At 58.9% G+C, this 16,698-nt stretch carries 21 protein-coding genes; 13 read left to right on the top strand and 8 right to left on the bottom strand.

The window, feature by feature from the left end; all coding sequences use genetic code 11:
- The first annotated feature begins 26 nt into the window (after positions 1–26).
- Both AB4N44_RS08650 and AB4N44_RS08645 read left to right on the top strand, forming a co-directional pair.
- Positions 27–461 (top strand): DoxX family protein, encoded by a 435-nt coding sequence (locus tag AB4N44_RS08650; protein WP_007908568.1) that lies wholly within the window; start codon positions 27–29, stop codon positions 459–461.
- Between the two features lie 249 nt (positions 462–710).
- On the top strand, positions 711–1,019 hold the full coding sequence (locus AB4N44_RS08645; RefSeq protein WP_077573983.1) for a hypothetical protein: 309 nt from the start codon (positions 711–713) through the stop codon (positions 1,017–1,019).
- A gap of 6 nt (positions 1,020–1,025) precedes the next feature.
- Here the strand turns inward: AB4N44_RS08645 and greB are convergent, their stop codons facing one another.
- From greB to AB4N44_RS08630, 3 genes are read right to left on the bottom strand one after another with little or no spacing between them, the layout of a single operon-like run.
- Positions 1,026–1,523 (bottom strand): transcription elongation factor GreB, encoded by a 498-nt coding sequence (gene greB / locus AB4N44_RS08640; RefSeq protein WP_003226818.1) that lies wholly within the window; start codon positions 1,521–1,523, stop codon positions 1,026–1,028.
- A 34-nt stretch (positions 1,524–1,557) separates the two neighbouring features.
- Positions 1,558–4,062: an ABC transporter permease gene (locus tag AB4N44_RS08635; RefSeq protein WP_460109286.1), complete on the bottom strand. Its 2,505-nt coding sequence runs from the start codon at positions 4,060–4,062 to the stop codon at positions 1,558–1,560.
- Positions 4,062–4,745, bottom strand: a complete 684-nt coding sequence (locus AB4N44_RS08630; protein WP_007908572.1) for an ABC transporter ATP-binding protein — start codon at positions 4,743–4,745, stop codon at positions 4,062–4,064. Before AB4N44_RS08630 ends, AB4N44_RS08635 begins: the two co-directional genes overlap by 1 nt.
- A 10-nt stretch (positions 4,746–4,755) precedes the next feature.
- Here AB4N44_RS08630 and AB4N44_RS08625 point away from each other — a divergent pair, with 10 nt between their 5' ends.
- From AB4N44_RS08625 to AB4N44_RS08615, 3 genes are all read left to right on the top strand, one after another.
- A complete protein-coding gene (locus AB4N44_RS08625) occupies positions 4,756–5,361 on the top strand; it encodes an arylesterase (RefSeq protein WP_034155253.1) in 606 nt (201 codons plus the stop codon).
- 57 nt (positions 5,362–5,418) lie between these two features.
- Positions 5,419–5,712 carry a hypothetical protein gene (locus AB4N44_RS08620; RefSeq protein WP_007908575.1) on the top strand — a complete coding sequence of 98 codons (294 nt, stop codon included), beginning with the start codon at positions 5,419–5,421 and terminating at the stop codon, positions 5,710–5,712.
- 180 nt (positions 5,713–5,892) lie between these two features.
- Positions 5,893–6,864: a L,D-transpeptidase family protein gene (locus tag AB4N44_RS08615; protein WP_127929247.1), complete on the top strand. Its 972-nt coding sequence runs from the start codon at positions 5,893–5,895 to the stop codon at positions 6,862–6,864.
- 127 nt (positions 6,865–6,991) lie between these two features.
- Here the strand turns inward: AB4N44_RS08615 and oprI are convergent, their stop codons facing one another.
- A complete protein-coding gene (gene oprI, locus AB4N44_RS08610; RefSeq protein WP_003199355.1) occupies positions 6,992–7,243 on the bottom strand; it encodes an outer membrane lipoprotei OprI in 252 nt (83 codons plus the stop codon).
- A 640-nt stretch (positions 7,244–7,883) separates the two neighbouring features.
- On the opposite strand from oprI, the gene AB4N44_RS08605 reads away from it, so the two are divergent.
- Positions 7,884–8,165: a GNAT family N-acetyltransferase gene (locus tag AB4N44_RS08605; protein WP_003226804.1), complete on the top strand. Its 282-nt coding sequence runs from the start codon at positions 7,884–7,886 to the stop codon at positions 8,163–8,165.
- A 59-nt stretch (positions 8,166–8,224) separates the two neighbouring features.
- Here AB4N44_RS08605 and AB4N44_RS08600 read toward each other — a convergent pair whose 3' ends face one another.
- Both AB4N44_RS08600 and AB4N44_RS08595 read right to left on the bottom strand, forming a co-directional pair.
- Entirely contained in the window at positions 8,225–9,301 is a 1,077-nt protein-coding gene (locus AB4N44_RS08600; protein WP_127929246.1) for a 3-deoxy-7-phosphoheptulonate synthase, read from the bottom strand.
- Between the two features lie 130 nt (positions 9,302–9,431).
- Positions 9,432–9,875, bottom strand: coding sequence for a PilZ domain-containing protein (locus AB4N44_RS08595; RefSeq protein WP_007908584.1), 444 nt, complete (start codon positions 9,873–9,875; stop codon positions 9,432–9,434).
- On the opposite strand from AB4N44_RS08595, the gene AB4N44_RS08590 reads away from it, so the two are divergent.
- From AB4N44_RS08590 to cysB, 5 genes are all read left to right on the top strand, one after another.
- Entirely contained in the window at positions 9,874–10,260 is a 387-nt protein-coding gene (locus AB4N44_RS08590; RefSeq protein ID WP_127929244.1) for a YbbN family protein, read from the top strand. The genes AB4N44_RS08595 and AB4N44_RS08590 overlap by 2 nt on opposite strands.
- Positions 10,257–11,228 carry a putative 2-dehydropantoate 2-reductase gene (locus tag AB4N44_RS08585; protein ID WP_460109291.1) on the top strand — a complete coding sequence of 324 codons (972 nt, stop codon included), beginning with the start codon at positions 10,257–10,259 and terminating at the stop codon, positions 11,226–11,228. The genes AB4N44_RS08590 and AB4N44_RS08585 overlap by 4 nt, the downstream gene beginning before the upstream one ends.
- Before the next feature lie 22 nt (positions 11,229–11,250).
- On the top strand, positions 11,251–12,156 hold the full coding sequence (locus tag AB4N44_RS08580; RefSeq protein ID WP_102900381.1) for a 5'-nucleotidase: 906 nt from the start codon (positions 11,251–11,253) through the stop codon (positions 12,154–12,156).
- 97 nt (positions 12,157–12,253) lie between these two features.
- Positions 12,254–12,757: a universal stress protein gene (locus tag AB4N44_RS08575; protein ID WP_127929242.1), complete on the top strand. Its 504-nt coding sequence runs from the start codon at positions 12,254–12,256 to the stop codon at positions 12,755–12,757.
- 113 nt (positions 12,758–12,870) lie between these two features.
- On the top strand, positions 12,871–13,845 hold the full coding sequence (cysB, locus tag AB4N44_RS08570) for an HTH-type transcriptional regulator CysB (RefSeq protein ID WP_007908591.1): 975 nt from the start codon (positions 12,871–12,873) through the stop codon (positions 13,843–13,845).
- A gap of 9 nt (positions 13,846–13,854) precedes the next feature.
- Here the strand turns inward: cysB and AB4N44_RS08565 are convergent, their stop codons facing one another.
- A complete protein-coding gene (locus AB4N44_RS08565; protein ID WP_034155245.1) occupies positions 13,855–14,337 on the bottom strand; it encodes a GreA/GreB family elongation factor in 483 nt (160 codons plus the stop codon).
- Positions 14,338–14,339: 2 nt separating this feature from the next.
- A complete protein-coding gene (locus AB4N44_RS08560; protein WP_016985498.1) occupies positions 14,340–14,750 on the bottom strand; it encodes a hypothetical protein in 411 nt (136 codons plus the stop codon).
- A gap of 124 nt (positions 14,751–14,874) precedes the next feature.
- Here AB4N44_RS08560 and earP point away from each other — a divergent pair, with 124 nt between their 5' ends.
- Both earP and AB4N44_RS08550 read left to right on the top strand, forming a co-directional pair.
- The gene (earP, locus tag AB4N44_RS08555) at positions 14,875–16,017 is read left to right on the top strand and encodes an elongation factor P maturation arginine rhamnosyltransferase EarP (RefSeq protein ID WP_455807416.1); all 1,143 of its coding nucleotides are present in this window, start codon (positions 14,875–14,877) and stop codon (positions 16,015–16,017) included.
- Between the two features lie 48 nt (positions 16,018–16,065).
- A complete protein-coding gene (locus AB4N44_RS08550) occupies positions 16,066–16,635 on the top strand; it encodes an elongation factor P (RefSeq protein WP_007908599.1) in 570 nt (189 codons plus the stop codon).
- Positions 16,636–16,698 lie beyond the last annotated feature (63 nt).

The raw sequence follows: 16,698 nt of genomic DNA, 5'->3' as shown, positions 1-16,698 counted from the left end.
ACTTCTCGCAAAACAAGGAATGCCCCATGAGCTCTCTGATCAACAAAGTACTGTTCACCCGCGCTGGCTACGGTCTGACCATCCTGCGCATTGCGGTCGGCGTAATCTTCGCTGCGCACGGTTCGCAAAAGCTTTTCGGACTGTTCGGTGGTTATGGTCTGGCAGGTACGGCGCAGTACATGGACAGCATTGGTCTGCACCCGGGCTACCTGATGGCGACGCTGGCGGGCGGTACTGAGTTCTTCGCCGGCCTGGCCTTGATCATCGGCCTGCTGGTGCGTCCGGCAGCATTGGGTCTGACCTTCCTGTCGCTGGTGGCGATCTTCACCGTACACATCAGCAACGGTCTGTTTATGGCCAACAACGGTTACGAGTTCGCTCTCGCCCTGCTCGGTGGCAGCCTCGCTGTACTCATCGAAGGCGCCGGCAAGCTCTCGGTGGACCGCGCCATCGCCGGTTAACCGCTCTGGCTCAAGGAAAAGGCCCGCATTGTGCGGGCCTTTTTTGTTGCGGCTGATTCTTGACACTCATCGGTCACGTTCTCTAGGATGTTGCCCATGCGCCGATTTAAACAGCTACTTGCGGGGCGCCAGGTGACTTTCAACAGTTGCCGTCAGAAGCCGGAACAGGGCTTTGAAATACCGCTAAAGCGCTGGTTCGGTGTTGCCTCTCACCTGCCATGCAGACTTTTGAGGCAGAGACACGACATGATGAATGCACTACGCCCTCCAGCACGTCCCGCGCCGATCACGGCACATATCACCCAGCGCAACCCGAAAATTCTCCTTGGCGGCAAACATCAGCCGACGCTGTTGCGTTATCTCGATGGCTGGCCACGTCGCAGCGGCGGTCCTGCCGCGTTCCTCATCCAGTTCGTTGAAGACGGCGAGTCGCTGGCGCGTTTCGCCACTGACAGTTTTGATCTGGCAGTGATTCAGGCCCCGACTGCCGAAGATGCACCAGAGATGATCAAACAACTGGTCCGCGTTGCGCGGCAGGGCCTGATCACTCGCCGCTGATACGCTTTACGGATAGTCGATGGCGACGATGTAAACGAACTGTTCACCAGTCGGAGTCTGCACCCGGACTTCTGCATCCAGCGCCTTGCCGATCAAGGCGCGGGCCAGTGGTGAGTCGATGCTGATCAGGCCCAGTTTCAGATCCAGTTCATCCGGGCCGACGATGCGGTAGCGCGATTGCTTGCCGTCTTCGTCTTCGATGGTCACCCAGGCGCCGAAGTAGACTTTGTTCGGATCACTGGGTTTTTCGCTGACGACCTTGAGCGCTTCCAGGCGTTTGGTCAGAAAGCGCACGCGACTGTCGATCTCGCGCAGCATCTTCTTGCCGTAGGTGTATTCGGCGTTCTCCGAGCGATCACCCTGAGCCGCCGCTTCGCTGACCGATTGCGTCACCTGCGGACGGCGCACATGCCACAGCTCATGAAATTCGGCACGCATCCGCGCTTCACCTTCAGGGGTGATCAACGCGGTGCCGGCGGTGCGGGGAGGGCGATAACGGCTCATGGCAACTTCTTGTGATTAAGACCGACTGAGTCTATCAACCCTCACGCAACACTGTCAGTGGACTTGCGTTGAGTGCCCGGCGCGTACCGAACACGCCGGCCCCCCCAATCAGCGCGGCGCCAATCAACGGCAGCACCAACAACCATGGATGCGGGTGCCACGGCAGATCGAACGCGTAGCGATACAACACCAGACTCACCACTTCCGAGCCGATCGCCGCGAGCAATCCGCTGACCGCACCGAGCAAACCGAACTCGATACGCCGTGCCTTGATGAGCAACTGCCGCTCCGCCCCCAGTGCACGCAACAGCGCCCCTTGGCGAATACGTTCATCCAGAGTCGACTGCAAGCCGGAAAACAGCACGGCCATGCCCGCTGCCAAAACAAACAACAACACATATTCCACGGCCAGGGTGACTTGGGCGAGGATGCTGCGCAGCTGTTCGAGCAGCGCTTCTACCTGAAGAATGGTCACCGCCGGGAAGGTACGCGACAGTTCGACGATCTGCTGGTCATGGCCCGGCGCCAGATAGAAGCTGGTCAGGTAAGTCGCCGGCAGATCCTTCAACGTGCCGGGCTGGAAGATCATGAAGAAGTTCGGCTGGAAGTTGTCCCAGTTGATTTCGCGCAGGCTGGTGACCTTCGCCTCGCGATTGACCCCGCCGACACTGAACACCATGTGATCGCCGAGTTTGAGCTTGAGGCTTTCGGCGACTTTGCCTTCCACCGATACGCCGGGAACATCGTCGGTCGGCTGATCCTTCCACCATTCACCCGAAGTGAGCTTGTTGCCCGCCGGTAATTCAGCGGCCCAGGTCAGACTCAAATCTCTTTGAATGGCGCGGTCGCCCGCCGAATCCTTGCTGACGATTTGCTGCACGGCGTCGCCGTTGATGCTGATCAGCCGTCCCGGTACCACCGGATACAGTGGCGCCGCTTGCGCGGACACCTTGATCAGGTGATCGGTGAAGGCCTGTTTGTCTGCCGGCAGAATGTTCAGGGCAAAATAGTTGGGAGCGTTTTTCGGTAGCTGGTTTTGCCAGGTGTCGAGCAGTTCGCCACGTAATAGAGCGATCAAGGCCATCGACAGCAGAATCAGACCGAACGCCAACGACTGACCGGCCGCTGCCAACGGATGGCGCAGCAACTGGCCCAGGCCCAGGCGCCATGGCAGCGAAGCTCGGGCGAGCATCCGCCGCAGGCTTTGCAGCAACAACAGCAGCAAACCACCCAGTACCAACGCGGCGACCACGCCACCGCCGAGCAGGGCGAATGTCAGCAGCAGATCCAGACTCAGGCGCCACATGATCAAACCGAGCGCACCCAGAGCGGCGCCATAAACCATCCACGTGCTCGACGGAATCGGCAGCATGTCCCGGCGCAGCACACGCAGCGGCGGCACGCGACCCAATGCGGCCAGCGGCGGCAAGGCGAAACCGGCGAGTGCGACGAGCCCGGTGCCGATGCCGGCGATGGCTGGAAACAGACCGCCCGGAGGCACATCGCTTGGCAACAAATCATGCAGCAGTGCGAACAAACCCAGTTGTGCCAGCCAGCCGAGCAGCGCTCCGCTGAGTGCGGCGAGCAGGCCGAGCACGGTCAACTGCAAACTGAACAGCACCATGGTTTCCCGGCGCGATAGGCCGAGGCAGCGCAGCAAGGCGCTGGCATCGAAGCGGCGACTGGCAAAGCGGTTAGCCGACAACGCCACCGCGACACCGGCCAACAGCACGGCGACCAGACTGGCCATGTTCAGATAACGCTCGGCCTTACCGAGTGCACCGCCAATCTGCCGGTTGCCGTCGCGGGCATCCTGAATCCGCTGGTTGGCGGCGAGCCCGGGTTTGATCAGCTGTCGATAGGTTTCCAGCGCCTGCGGTTCACCGCGCCACAGTTCGCGGTAACTCACGCGGCTGCCGGGTTGCACCACGCCGGTGGCGGCGAGGTCGTCAAGGTTGATCATTACCCGCGGCGTCAGGCTATAGAAATTGCCGGCGCGATCCGGTTCGTAAGTCAGCACACGGGTCATTTTCAATGTCTTCATGCCGACATCGATGCTGTCGCCGATCTTCAGATCCAGAGCGGTCAGCAGGCGTGCCTCGACCCAGGCTTCGCCGGGTTGCGGTTCACCGCCGGTTTCTTCGGCGGCGAACGGAGCAGGTGCGCTCTTCAGTTCACCGCGCAACGGGTAGGTGCGGTCGACGGCTTTGATGCTCGACAGCTGAATGCCATTGTCGGTGGCGATGACGCTGGAAAACTCCACCACTTGCGCATGATTCAGACGCAGCTCGGTGCCGCTCCTGATCTGTTCTTCGCGTGCTGGCGAACTTCCCTCAAGCACCAGGTCGGCGCCGAGGAACTCGGTCGCGCGCAGCATCATCGCGCCATTCAGTCGGGCGCCGAAATAGCCGATGGCGGTACTCGCCGCCACCGCGACGACCAAGGCGAAAAACAACACGCGCAATTCGCCGGCGCGGGCATCGCGCATGAGCTGGCGAATGGCGAGACTGAACAGACGCAACAGCGGCAAACGTGCCATCAAGGCTCCAGAGGGGCGACCAACAGCCCGGCTTCAAGTCGGATCAGACGCCGGCAGCGATGGGCCAGGCGTTCGTCGTGGGTCACCAGCACCAGGGTGGTGCCGCGTTCCTTGTTCAATTCGAAGAGCAAGTCGCTGATGCGCTCACCGGTGTGGCTGTCGAGGTTGCCGGTGGGTTCGTCGGCGAACAGCACGTCAGGCTCGGCAGCAAACGCACGGGCGATCGCCACACGTTGTTGCTCACCACCGGAGAGCTGGCGCGGCGAATGGGTCAGGCGCTGGCCAAGGCCGACGCGCTGGAGCAATTCAGTCGCACGTTCGCGGGCGTCTTTGCGGCCGTCGAGTTCCAGCGGCAGCATGACGTTTTCCAGTGCGTTGAGGCTGTCGAGCAGTTGAAACGATTGAAAGACGAAACCGACGTGTTCGGCACGAATGCGTGCGCGCTGGTCTTCATCGAGATTGCTCAGGCCCTGGCCGGCGAGGATGACTTCGCCACTGCTCGGCAGATCGAGACCGGCGAGCAGGCCGAGGAGGGTGGATTTGCCCGAACCGGATGCGCCGACGATGGCCAGGCTGTCGCCCTTGTTCAGTTCCAGGCTGAGTTCGTGCAGGATAGTCAGTTCACCTTCCGCGCTGGGAACCACTTTGCTGAGGTTCTTCGCGGTGAGAATGCTTGCGCCCATGGAGAATCCGATGCGTGTGTGGTTTTTGAGTGCTGGCCTGGCCTTGATGTGCATGGCCCAGAACGCAGCGGCGGGTACTGTCCTGATCGTTGGCGATAGTATCAGCGCCGGTTTCGGACTGGATACCCGCTTGGGGTGGGTGTCGTTGCTCGAACAACGGCTCAAACAGGAGGGTTTCGACGACAAAGTGGTCAATGCCTCCATCAGCGGCGACACCAGTGCCGGAGGCCAGGCGCGGCTGCCGGCGCTGCTTGCAGAGCATAAGCCGGAACTGGTGATCCTCGAACTGGGTGGCAACGATGGCTTGCGCGGAATGCCGCCAACTCAATTGCAACAAAATCTTGCCTCGATGATCGACAGCTCGCGTCAGAGCGGGGCCAAGGTGCTGTTGCTCGGCATGCAACTGCCGCCCAATTATGGCAAGCGTTACACCGATGCTTTTGCCGAGGTCTACGGCAAACTCGCCGACGATAAAAAGATCCCGCTGGTACCGTTTTTCCTCGACGGCGTGGGCGGGCATCCGGACTTGATGCAGGCCGATGGTCTGCACCCGGCAGTCGGGGCTCAGGGCAAGTTGCTGGAAAATGTCTGGCCGACGCTAAAACCGCTGTTATGAGGCTTTTCTAGTGGCAGGCTTTCGGCTAATGTGGCGCCCCCTTATTTGGAGCCCCCGATGTCGCGTTCTGCCTGGTCCCTGTTTGCCTACCAACTGATCGAGCCTGACGAGCAGCTGGATCTGTTCGCCTGCCAGGAAGTGCGGGTGCATCTGGTGACCCGTCAACTCGAACTCGGTGGCTCGGCTGATCGCACCTTGTGCGGCAGTCTGCTGCCGGCGCAACCGCGCTGGTCGAGCGTGGATCGCCGGGTGTTTCAGGATCAGCGCCTGTGCTCGTTGTGCCGGGCGATTCTGGAATCGCAGAAGCGTGGCACCTCGCCGATCTGGCCGGAATTGCGTTTCGAGCTTTAAGAGCAAAAGATCGCAGCCTGCGGCAGCTCCTACATGGGTTCGCGTAATCCTGTAGGAGCTGCCGAAGGCTGCGATCTTTTCGCATTCAGCACGGTCCATCGGCGTGGCTCCCCGAATATTCAAAGTGCGGTGTACAATCGCGCTCTTATACCCTTGTTGATCATGCGAAGGATTTTCCGGATGTTGCCGCGCTTTCCTGCCGTCACCCGCTGCCTGTCACTTGCCGCCCTGTGTGTGGCCGGTCCCGTTGCTGCATTGGAGTTTCCCCTGCCACCACCCGGTGAAGACATCATCGGCCAGGTGCAGGTGATCAAAGCCAAGTACGAAGATACCTTCGCCGATCTGGGCACGAAGTACGATCTGGGCTACTCGGAGATGGTTGCAGCCAACCCGGGCGTCGATGCTTGGTTGCCGGGCGCCGGCACCGAAATCGTCTTGCCGACCCGTTTCATTCTGCCGCCGGGTCCGCGCGAAGGCATTGTCATCAACCTCGCCGAATACCGCCTCTACTACTTCCCGAAAGGCCGCAACGTGGTTTACACGTTCCCGCTGGGTATCGGTCGCGAGGGTTGGGGTTCGCCGATTGCGCACACCTCGATCACCGCCAAGACGCCAAACCCGACCTGGACGCCTCCAGCGTCGATCAAGGCTGAGCACGCCGCTGATGGCGATCCACTGCCAAACGTAGTGCCGGCCGGCCCTGACAATCCGCTGGGCCCGTTCAAGTTCACGCTGGGCACGCCGGGCTACCTTATCCACGGCTCGAACAAGAAGTTCGGGATCGGCATGCGTACCAGCCACGGCTGCTTCCGCATGTTCAACAACAACGTGCTGGAAATGGCCGGCATGGTGCCGGTCGGTACGTCGGTGCGTATCCTCAACGATGCCTACAAGTTCGGCAGCAGTGGCGGCAAGGTTTATCTGGAAGCGCACACGCCGATCGACGACAAGGGCAACCCGTCAGTGGTCGACAAACACACCGCAGTGATCAACGCGATGCTCAAGCGTGAAGACGTTACCAGCAACCTGCGTGTGAACTGGGATGTGGTACGGGATGTGGTTGCGGCCGAAGATGGCCTGCCAACGGAAATCGGCACACCGAATACTTCGGCACCGATTGTTGCCAATACACCGATCGACCTGCAGCAGTAAGTCGAAGTCCGGAACCCGTCGATGCGTGAAGCGTCGGCGGGTTTTTTTATTGCCTGAACAAAAAGACGGGCAATAAAAAAGCCGACCCGAAAAATCGGGTCGGCTCGATAACAATCCCGAGGGATTATTACTTGCGGCTAGCTTTGTCCAGCATGCGCAGAGCACGCTCGTTAGCTTCGTCAGCAGTCTGTTGTGCTTTTTGAGCAGCAGCCAGAGCTTCATCAGCTTTACGGTAAGCTTCGTCTGCACGAGCCTGGGAGCGAGCAGCTGCGTCTTCAGTAGCGGTCAGACGTGCTTCGGTTTCTTTCGATGCGCTGCTGCAACCGGTAGCCAGAACTGCGGCCAGAGCCAGAGCAGAGAATTTCAGAACGTTGTTCATCGTGTTCCCCTTCAAGGACTTTCAAATTAAGTGGCTGTCTCCTCACGATTGAGGAAATAGCCGGCGTACATACTACCCATTACTTGTAGTAAGTAAACTGACGTAAGGCAAGAAGCAAAAAAAATTGTAGGCGCTGATTCTTTTTCGAGCAACTTTTAACTGCGCTGTATAAAAAATACCCAGCTGCAAGCCCCGCGCAGAGCGAGTTATTGAGAAAAAGTTCCCGTTACTGCCTGCTGTTTTTGCAGTCTTGGATAAGTCTGTCTAGATGAATTCGTCCACACTTTTGTTGCGAATTTGCGCGCTGCTTCGCTTATCTTTGTCCATGTTGAGGTGACTTTAAAAAAGGTCGCACGTCTTAAATCTCAACATCCGGCAATGTGCAGGTGAGCGGACCGCGAAGAACCTCTCGCAAGCTCACCCTGCGTCCATCGGAGCTACCCCCCCGCGAACTCGCTTGATGACGAGCGTACCTTGAGCATTTTTGCCAATGGTGCCTACTATTTATCAGGTGCCAGGTTGCGCGAGATCGGTGTGGCTCTTCTCGGTGTCCATCAGGCACGGGGTGGCGTAGTTGTTTCTTCGCCGGAAAAACATCGGTAAGGTAGGGGTCAGAATTCAAGACCCGCGAGGAGTAGTGATGAGCGAGGCGTTGTCCATCCACCATGACCAGGCTGGTCATCAGTTCGAGACCAATGTGGACGGTCATCGTGCCTACCTGACCTATATGGATCTGGGGAAACAGACTCTGGATATCTATCGCACGTTCGTGCCCAACGCCCTGCGTGGTCGTGGCATTGCCGCAGCGCTGACCGAAAGCGCGCTGCAGTACGCCGAAGAAATGGGCTACACGGTGATCCCGTCGTGCTCCTACGTCGAGCGCTACATGGAACGCCATCAGCGCCGCGCCGCCAAGATCTGAACCGCACACACAAAAACGCCGGGCAATGCCCGGCGTTTTTTATGCCTGTAAAACGCTGATTAGCTACGCTCGCGTTTCGGCAGAACATCCTTGAGCTTGGCGTGCATGCTGCGCAGGGTGTTCTCGGTGGCAGACCAGTCGATGCAGGCATCGGTGATCGACACGCCGTATTGCAGGTCGGCGAGGTCTTTGGGAATCGCCTGGCAACCCCAGTTCAAATGGCTCTCGACCATCAGGCCGATGATCGACTGGTTGCCTTCGAGGATCTGGTTGGCAACGTTCTCCATTACCAGCGGTTGCAGGGCCGGGTCCTTGTTGGAGTTGGCGTGGCTGCAATCGACCATGATGTTCGGCTTGATCTTCGCCTTGTTCAGCGCCTGTTCGCACAGGGCAACGCTGACCGAATCGTAGTTCGGCTTGCCGTTACCACCGCGCAGCACCACGTGACCGTAGGCGTTGCCTTTGGTGGTGACGATCGACACGCCACCTTCCTGGTTGATACCGAGGAAACGGTGCGGGCTGGACACCGACTGCAAGGCGTTGATCGCCACAGTCAGACCGCCGTCGGTGCCGTTCTTGAAACCTACGGCCGAGGACAGGCCGGAAGCCATTTCCCGGTGAGTCTGCGATTCGGTGGTACGCGCGCCGATGGCCGACCAGCTGATCAGGTCCTGCAGATACTGCGGGGAGATCGGGTCGAGGGCTTCGGTGGCGGTTGGCAGGCCTTTTTCGGCCAGATCCAGCAGCAACTGACGACCGATGTGCAGACCGTCCTGGATCTTGAACGAGTCGTCCAGATACGGATCGTTGATCAGGCCTTTCCAGCCAACGGTGGTCCGTGGCTTCTCGAAATACACGCGCATGACCAGATACAGAGTGTCGGAGACCTCCGCAGCCAGCACCTTGAGGCGATCGGCGTATTCGTGGGCAGCCTTGATGTCGTGGATCGAGCACGGGCCGATCACTACGAACAGACGGTGGTCGGTGCCATCAAGAATGTTGCGAATGACTTCGCGGCCCTTGGTGACGGTGCGCAGGGCAGCATCGCTCAGAGGGATATCACGCTTGAGCTGATCGGGAGTGATCAGGGTCTCGTTAGAGGCGACGTTTAGGTCGTTGATCGGTAAATCAGCCATCGTTTACTCGTCAGGTCACGGGTGCCGGCCGCCAGCGATCCCCGCGCGGCGGAGCACAGCAGATTTAAGCGCGTCGGGGAGCGGAACCTTAGCGCGTAAAGCGCCTGCTCGACAATGGGCAAAAGGTGCTTTAGTCCAGCGCTGGCTGCGCAAAAGCCTTGCGCACGCTGTCGTGGGAGAACTCGTCGGCGTGTTGCTCGACCCATTGCAGGGCCACCGCCTGAATTTCTTGCAGGTCATCGTGGGTGTCGTGCATGCGGCAATAGCGCTCTATCTGACACACCTGCTCACCCATTCGCGCGCTGAACAGCGTCTGCTCATCCGTGAAGGCGATGCCCACCAGGTAGCCTTTTTTGCGGCGCAGACACCACGCGACATAGCCCGGGTAGCAGATGTCGGCGTTGAGTGTCGGCATGCGTACTTGCAGGGCGGTGCCATGGCGCCAGGCACGGTGGTAATTGCAAGCGATGCCGCCGAGGCTGATAGTGTGCAGCTGTTGCCTGGAAATACACTCAGGCTTGAGCAAGGTTAATTCAACCGGCACCTCGTCCGGATGAGGAATGAAACGTCCCATGAGCACAGACTCCCTGTGTCGGTCATTTGACATTGTTTCCCCCAGTATAGTGGTCGAATCCGAACTGACCGATTTCGACGCCGATCAACGGCTATTGGCGATGAGCGGCGTTTCGCTGGTGATTTTCACCAGCGTCGGTTGCGCCAGTTGCCGTTATGCCCGCGAGGTGTTGCCGGGACTTGGTCTGGCCATCGATCAGCTGTGCTGGATCGATGCCGGCGACAACGGCGGGCTGGTCGAGCGTTATCAGGTCTTTCATTTGCCGGCGCTGTTTGTGGTGCGCGACGGTGAGTTCTTTGGGGCATTGCACACGCGCCTGACTGCTGATGCGCTGAACGCGGCGCTGGCGCAGGCACTGGGTCGAATTGCAGAGGAGTTGCCATGATGGCGGCAGTGAATAAACCGGGCTTTGATAAACCGGTCGTAGGGATTATCGGTACCGGCGCAATTGGTGGGTTCTACGGTGTGATGCTGGCGCGTGCCGGTTTCGATGTGCACTTTCTGTTGCGCAGCGAATTTTCGGCGGTGGCCGAGCGTGGTTTGCAGGTGAACAGCGCGGTGCATGGCCCGCTGACGTTGAATCCGGTGCAAGCCTATTCGGCTGCTGAAGACATGCCCAAGTGCGACTGGCTGTTGGTAGGGGCGAAAACCACCAGCAACGCCGGTCTCGCGCCTTCCATCATTCAAGCGGCCAAACCGGATGCGAAAGTACTGGTGCTGCAAAACGGTCTCGACGTCGAAGACGGTTTGCGTGAACTGCTCCCCGATTCCCTGCACCTGCTGGGCGGTTTGTGCCTGATTTGCGTACACCGCGAAGGTCCTGGACAAATCACCCATCAGGCCTTGGGCGCCGTCAACGTTGGCTATCACAGCGGCCCGGCCATTGATGAAGTTACACGCATGGCGATTGTCGAAGAGGGCTCCGGTCTGTTCCGCGCCGCCGCAATCGATTCACAGGCGATGCCCAATCTGCAGCAGGCGCGCTGGCAGAAACTGGTGTGGAATATTCCCTATAACGGGCTCTCGGTGTTGCTCGGTGCGAGTACCACACCGCTGATGGCCGATGCCGACAGCCGCCTGCTGATCAAGGCGCTGATGAACGAAGTGGTGCAGGGGGCCAAGGCCTGCGGTCACGATATTCCGCCAGGTTACGCCGACTATCTGTTCATGATGACCGAGAAAATGCCCGACTACTGGCCGAGCATGCACCACGATTTTTTACATAAACGACCGCTGGAGCTGGAAGCGATCTACGCTCGGCCATTGGCGGCAGCAAACGCAGCAGGTTGTGAGTTGCCGCGCATCGAAGCGTTGTATCGCAATTTGAGTTTTATCGACCGGCGCAACGTTTAAGCCGGTTGCTTTGGGGGAAAGCATGGCCAAAAACATCGATGACAAACTGGTGCTGGCGATTTCGTCGCGCGCCCTGTTCGACCTGAGCGAGAGCCACAAGGTCTACCTGTCGAGCGGCGTAGAAGCCTACCGGCAATACCAGATCGAACACGAAGACGAAATTCTTGCGCCCGGCGATGCCTTCCCGTTGGTGGAAAAACTCCTGGCACTCAACAGTCGCCTCGGGCGGGCGCGGGTCGAGGTGATTCTGGTCTCGCGCAACAGCGCCGACACCGGTTTGCGTGTGTTCAACTCGATTCACCATTACGGTCTGGCGATTTCCCGCGCAGCGTTTGTCGGCGGGCGCAGTCCGTATCCGTACCTGAAAGCCTTTGGTTGCGACCTGTTTCTGTCGACGCATGCCGAAGACGTGCGCGCGGCACTGGACGCCGGTTTCGCCGCAGCAACGATTCTGTCCGGTGGCGCCAGTCGCGCGGCCAGCGACGAATTGCGCATCGCCTTCGACGGTGACGCGGTGATTTTTTCCGATGAGTCGGAGCGCGTTTATCAGTCCGGCGGGCTGGAAGCGTTCCAGGCCAAGGAGCGTGAGTCGGCCCGCGAGCCATTGCGCGGTGGGCCGTTCAAAGGCTTTCTGGCAGCGCTCAATCTGTTGCAGCGCGAGTTTCCCGATGACGATTGCCCGATCCGCACAGCGCTGGTCACCGCGCGTTCGGCGCCGGCCCATGAGCGGGTGATCCGCACTTTGCGTGAGTGGGATATTCGCCTTGACGAATCCCTGTTCCTCGGCGGCCTGACCAAATCGGCGTTCCTTGAAGCCTTCGCTGCCGACGTGTTTTTCGACGATCAGGCCGGCCATTGCGAACTCGCCCGCGAAGTGGTTGCCACCGGCCACGTGCCGCATGGCATCAGCAACGAACCGTCGGTCTAAAGCCCTGTGGTTCAAGACGTTGCGCCGCACGTCGTACTCGCCAAGGCACTGCTAAGCTGAATCAAATCTCCGCCATGTTGGCTTGCGAGGAGGTCATATGATTCGTTCGATGCTGTATGCCACTGACCTCGGTCTGTACGCACCGTTAGTGATGCAGCATGCCCTGGCGTTGGCGCGAACATTCAATGCCGATTTGTACGTGGTGCACGCGGTGGAGCCGATGGGGCTGTTTGCCGAATCGGTGTTGCAGAGTTACCTCGACGAACAGGCATTGAACGAATTTCACAGCCAGGGTCTGAAAACTGTCATTGCCAATATCGAGCAGCGGGTGCTGGAAAGCTTTCGCGAAGAACTGGGGGATGAAGGCGAGCAGGATCTGCAGCGCATTCGCGCCGTGCGCGTGCTGCAGGGTGATCCGTCGCAGGTGATTCTCGACCAGGTGCAGAAACTCTCGGTCGACTTGCTGATCGTCGGCAGTCACAGCCACGGGGTGGGCGCGGAAACGCCGTTAGGGCGCACGGCGGCGCGAGTTCTGCAATTGGCCAAGGTGCCGGTTTATCTCGTGCCGTTGGTGGAGCGCCGGCGGCGGGGGGATCGCTGAAGCAGGAATAATGGCGCTTTGATAAAAAAGTTCTAGATTTATTATTCAAACCATTAATATAGTTATATACCGTCGCTGATGCCCGTGGCGTCTACCTGCTTTGAGGGATTCATATGAAGCTTCAACAATTGCGCTACATCTGGGAAGTGGCGCACCACGACCTCAACGTTTCCGCTACAGCCCAAAGCCTTTACACCTCGCAACCGGGCATCAGTAAACAAATCCGTCTGCTGGAAGATGAACTTGGCGTCGAAGTGTTTGCCCGCAGCGGCAAGCATCTGACCCGCGTGACCCCGGCCGGCGAGCGCATCATCACCACCGCCGGTGAGATTCTGCGCAAGGTCGAAAGCATCAAGCAGATTGCCCAGGAATTCTCCAACGAGAAAAAAGGCACCCTGTCGATCGCCACCACCCACACTCAGGCACGTTATGCGCTGCCGCCGGTGATCAGCAATTTCATCAAGCAATACCCGGACGTAGCGCTGCACATGCACCAGGGTTCGCCGATGCAGATCGCCGAAATGGCCGCTGACGGCACCGTCGATTTCGCCATCGCTACCGAAGCGCTGGAGCTGTTTGGCGATCTGGTGATGATGCCGTGCTACCGCTGGAATCGTTGCGTAGTCGTGCCGCAGGGCCACCCGCTGACCAAGCTGCCGAAGCTGACTCTTGAAGCTCTGGCCGAATACCCGATCGTGACTTACGTGTTCGGTTTCACAGGCCGTTCGAAACTCGACGAAGCTTTCAGCCATCGCGGCCTGACGCCGAAAGTGGTGTTCACCGCCGCCGACGCCGACGTGATCAAAACCTACGTGCGTCTGGGTCTGGGCGTGGGCATCGTCGCTAAAATGGCGGTCGACACCAAACTCGACAACGACCTGGTGGTGCTGGATGCCAGCGAACTGTTCGAATCGAGCATTACCAAGATCGGTTTCCGTCGCGGTACTTTCCTGCGTGGTTTCATGTGCGACTTCATCGAGAAGTTCGCCCCGCACCTGACCCGCGAAGTGATGGCCAAAGCCATTCAATGCCACAACAAGCAGGAACTGGAAGAACTGTTCGACGGCGTCGAACTGCCGGTTCACTGATCAGTTGTTTCAGAGCACCTCGGTGACAGCGAACTGTTGCCGGGTGCCTGCCACCAGAATCTCCACCTCATCACCTTCGCACTTGCCCAGCAGACCTTTGCCCAGCGGCGAGCGCGGTGTGATGACGGTAATCGGCTGACCGACCACATCGACTTTCAGGCCTGCCGCATCCGGCGCCAGAAACAGCCATTGCTCGCGACCCTTTTCGTCCTCCAGGCCGAGCAGGGCGCCGACTTCGATACCACGATTTTCGTCATAGGCCCGCAAGGTCAGGTTCTGGCACAGCGCCAGTGACTGACGGATTTCTTCGACTCTTTTCGCCTGACCCGCCGCCAGATACGACGCCTCAAGCCCCAGCGTGTCGTATTTGTTTTCGGCGATGTTTTCTTCGTGGGTCGCCGTTTCGTAAGCGGTTTGCGCGGCGCGTTCGGCGATGTCGAGATCGATGCGCAGTTTGTCGAGAATCAATTGGTGGACGATGTGCTTGTTCATGATCAATCGCAGAATTGCAAAACGTTGGCGCGGCTCTTTTCGCTCGGAGCGGTTTGATCCTGCTGCAGCCAGAACTGGCATTTTGGATTCGACAGATTACGCGTGCTGCCGCGCGCCTGATCCAGCCGTGCCTGCTGCTCGTTCTTGCGCAGGTTTTCTTCGTACTGCTGGAACAATGGGCTTTGCGGCGGAATATCCGGCTGGACCTGAACAGCCGCCGGCGGATTGGCCAGTTGTTGCACCGCCTGGGCAACCGGTGCCAACTGTTCCTTGAACAGAAAATGCGACAGCAGCCAGCACGTCAGCGCAATAGCGAGAAAACCCAGCCACATGCCCAGGGCAATGCTGCCGGTCAGATGCAGCGCGCTAAGCTGTACAGGCAAGGGCCGGCGTGGGTTGGGGCGATAGGGCATGGCTGCCTCCTGGCGGATGATTGCGGGCAAGTGGCGATTGTCGCACGAAGATTAATCGCCGTCGGCTCTTCTGCGCGAGGTCATTTATGCGGACAATCGACGCTTTTGCCAACGGGAGTCTTGAATGCCGCAATTGAAAACCCGCTGGGATATTTTCTGCACCGTCGTCGACAACTTTGGTGATATCGGTGTGACCTGGCGTCTGGCCCGGCAACTGGCGGCCGAGCACGGTCTGGCGGTGCGCCTGTGGGTCGATGATCTGCGCGCCTTCGAGCGCATTTGCCCTGAGATCGATATCAACGCGGCACAGCAATCCCGGCAGGGTGTCGAAGTGCGCCACTGGCCGGCTGAGTGGTCGCACACCGACGCCGCCGATGTGGTGATTGCCGCGTTTGCCTGTCAGTTGCCTACTGACTATATGGAGGCGATGGCCGTGCGCGAACAGCCGCCGCTGTGGATGAACCTCGACTATCTCAGCGCCGAAGACTGGGTGATCGGTTGCCACGGGTTGCCGTCGGTCAAATACAGAACCGTGCAGAAATTCTTCTTTTTTCCGGGCTTTCAGGCGGGCACCGGCGGGCTGATTCGTGAACGAGGATTGCTCGAGCAGCGTCGACTGTTTCAGCAGGATACCGAGGCTCAGCGCCAGTTTCTGCAAGGTCTGGGGGTCGATCGCGCACTGGATGCGCAGCTGATTTCGCTGTTTGCCTATGAGAATGCCGGGCTGGCGAGTTGGCTTGATGTGCTGGCGGCCGATGCTGCACCGACCCATCTTCTGGTGCCGGAAGGGCGGATTCTTGGCGACGTAGCGCGTTGGCTTGGAGTGGAAACCCTGGCGGTGGGCGAGATTAATGTGCGTCAGTCGCTGACCGTGCAGGTATTGCCGTTCGTCCGTCAGGATCAGTATGACCATTTGCTCTGGTGCTGCGATTTCAATGCCGTGCGCGGTGAAGACTCGTTCGTCCGCGCGCAGTGGGCGGCGCGGCCGATGCTGTGGCACATCTATCAGCAGGACGAAGACATCCATCTGGACAAGCTCGACGCCTTCCTTGCGCTCTACACTAAAGGCCTGTCACCGGCCGCTGCCGAGGCGATGAACGGTCTGTGGCGAGCCTGGAGTGCCGGTCAGCCCATCGGCGAACACTGGCTCGCAGTCCGTAATCATTGGCCAGAACTGCAGGAAAATGCCGAAGCGTGGTGTCTGGAACAAGGCTTGCAGGCCGATCTTGCCGCAGCGCTGGTACAGTTTTACCTAAATTGGATATGATACGCGGCCTAGATTTTTGTAAATCCCATCCAAATTCGGATATTCGCAATGAAAACTGGTAAAGAACTGAAACCCGGTACCGTGATCCGTCTCGAGAACGATCCTTGGCTGGTTCAGAAAGCTGAATTCACCAAGTCGGGCCGTAACAGCGCGATCATGAAGACCAAGCTGAAAAACCTGCTGACCGGTTACAAGACCGAGATCGTTTACAGCGCTGACGACAAACTGGACGACGTAATCCTCGACCGCAAAGAAGCGACCCTGTCCTTCATCAGCGGCGACACCTACACGTTCATGGACACCACTGACTACACCATGTACGAGCTGAACGCTGAAGACATCGAAGCTGTTCTGCCTTTCGTTGAAGAAGGCATGACCGATGTTTGCGAAGCGATCTTCTTCGAAGAGCGTCTGGTTTCCGTAGAGCTGCCGACCACCATCGTGCGCGTAGTTGACTACACCGAAGGTTCGGCTCGTGGCGACACTTCCGGCAAAGTCATGAAGCCAGCCAAGCTGGCTAACGGTACCGAGCTGCAGGTTGCCGACTTCATCGAAATCGGTGACAAGATCGAAATCGACACCCGCGAAGGCGGTTCCTACAAAGGCCGTGCTAAATAAGCATCGGTTTTTGCGGAAAGAAAAAGCCCGACCATTGAGTCGGGCTTTTTTGTGCCTGTTAGA

It is taken from the genome of Pseudomonas sp. S3_C06, assembly GCF_054667675.1.
Note: the sequence above shows the minus strand (reverse complement) of the source record. Positions and strands in the feature narration are given on the sequence as shown.

Coding starts and splice junctions, on each gene's coding strand:
- AB4N44_RS08600 (WP_127929246.1), bottom strand. CDS start 9,301: ATGGCTGATTTACCGATCAACGACCTAAACGTCGCCTCTAACGAGACC.
- AB4N44_RS08605 (WP_003226804.1), top strand. CDS start 7,884: ATGAGCGAGGCGTTGTCCATCCACCATGACCAGGCTGGTCATCAGTTC.
- AB4N44_RS08580 (WP_102900381.1), top strand. CDS start 11,251: ATGGCCAAAAACATCGATGACAAACTGGTGCTGGCGATTTCGTCGCGC.
- greB (WP_003226818.1), bottom strand. CDS start 1,523: ATGAGCCGTTATCGCCCTCCCCGCACCGCCGGCACCGCGTTGATCACC.
- AB4N44_RS08615 (WP_127929247.1), top strand. CDS start 5,893: ATGTTGCCGCGCTTTCCTGCCGTCACCCGCTGCCTGTCACTTGCCGCC.
- AB4N44_RS08590 (WP_127929244.1), top strand. CDS start 9,874: ATGAGCACAGACTCCCTGTGTCGGTCATTTGACATTGTTTCCCCCAGT.
- AB4N44_RS08565 (WP_034155245.1), bottom strand. CDS start 14,337: ATGAACAAGCACATCGTCCACCAATTGATTCTCGACAAACTGCGCATC.
- AB4N44_RS08575 (WP_127929242.1), top strand. CDS start 12,254: ATGATTCGTTCGATGCTGTATGCCACTGACCTCGGTCTGTACGCACCG.
- oprI (WP_003199355.1), bottom strand. CDS start 7,243: ATGAACAACGTTCTGAAATTCTCTGCTCTGGCTCTGGCCGCAGTTCTG.
- AB4N44_RS08630 (WP_007908572.1), bottom strand. CDS start 4,745: ATGGGCGCAAGCATTCTCACCGCGAAGAACCTCAGCAAAGTGGTTCCC.
- AB4N44_RS08650 (WP_007908568.1), top strand. CDS start 27: ATGAGCTCTCTGATCAACAAAGTACTGTTCACCCGCGCTGGCTACGGT.
- AB4N44_RS08620 (WP_007908575.1), top strand. CDS start 5,419: ATGTCGCGTTCTGCCTGGTCCCTGTTTGCCTACCAACTGATCGAGCCT.
- AB4N44_RS08645 (WP_077573983.1), top strand. CDS start 711: ATGAATGCACTACGCCCTCCAGCACGTCCCGCGCCGATCACGGCACAT.
- AB4N44_RS08635 (WP_460109286.1), bottom strand. CDS start 4,062: ATGGCACGTTTGCCGCTGTTGCGTCTGTTCAGTCTCGCCATTCGCCAG.
- AB4N44_RS08560 (WP_016985498.1), bottom strand. CDS start 14,750: ATGCCCTATCGCCCCAACCCACGCCGGCCCTTGCCTGTACAGCTTAGC.
- earP (WP_455807416.1), top strand. CDS start 14,875: ATGCCGCAATTGAAAACCCGCTGGGATATTTTCTGCACCGTCGTCGAC.
- AB4N44_RS08595 (WP_007908584.1), bottom strand. CDS start 9,875: ATGGGACGTTTCATTCCTCATCCGGACGAGGTGCCGGTTGAATTAACC.
- AB4N44_RS08585 (WP_460109291.1), top strand. CDS start 10,257: ATGATGGCGGCAGTGAATAAACCGGGCTTTGATAAACCGGTCGTAGGG.
- cysB (WP_007908591.1), top strand. CDS start 12,871: ATGAAGCTTCAACAATTGCGCTACATCTGGGAAGTGGCGCACCACGAC.
- AB4N44_RS08625 (WP_034155253.1), top strand. CDS start 4,756: ATGCGTGTGTGGTTTTTGAGTGCTGGCCTGGCCTTGATGTGCATGGCC.
- AB4N44_RS08550 (WP_007908599.1), top strand. CDS start 16,066: ATGAAAACTGGTAAAGAACTGAAACCCGGTACCGTGATCCGTCTCGAG.